The 624-nt window shown below is 77.2% G+C and carries 1 pseudogene; it reads left to right on the forward strand.

Going from position 1 to position 624, the window contains the following annotated elements:
- Positions 1-624 (forward strand): annotated as a pseudogene (locus FV227_RS29485) (DNA translocase FtsK); the annotation flags it as partial.

Genomic DNA, 624 nt, shown 5'->3' on the forward strand with positions numbered 1-624 from the left:
GTGCAGGCACAGGCGGATGCCGAGGCGGCCCGCGCCGCCGCCGAGGCCGAGCAGGCCGCGGCCGAAGCCAGCGCGATCCCGCCCGGGCCGCCGCTGCCGCTCTGGCGCCAGCCCTTCGTCCCGCCGCCCGGCGTCCGCTTCTTCCGCACGCCCGATCGCCGCCCGGCGCGTCCGGCGGTCGAGCTGTCGGCGGGCACCGCGCCCGCCCCGGTCGTGCCGGCGGAAGCCCGCGATCTGTCGGAGCTGCCCGACTGGTCCGACGTCCAGCCGTGGTTCGAGGCCGGCGACTGGTCCTCGGCCGAGGCCTGGGAGGCGATCCAGCCCGAGGCCGCCCAGGGTCGTGACCGCGATGCGATGCCGGAGACGGACCCGAGCGCCGAGGCAGCGCAGGCGGCTCCCGTCGCCGCGCCGGCCGGGTCCGTCCCGTCCGAGCGCTACGTCTCGGTGCCGGTCGACATCTCCCACCTGCGCTCGCTTCCGCCGGCTCCGGTCTACGTCCTCGACCCTCTCGTGCGCTTCGACCGCCCGCTGCATCCCGCGCACGGTCAGGACAACGCCAGCCAGGGCGGCATCGGCCGCTCGGACGACGCCGGTATGGATGGGGCCGAGCCGATTGTGCCCGCC

The sequence above is a fragment of the Methylobacterium sp. WL119 genome (assembly GCF_008039875.1).
Taxonomy (GTDB): Bacteria; Pseudomonadota; Alphaproteobacteria; order Rhizobiales; family Beijerinckiaceae; genus Methylobacterium.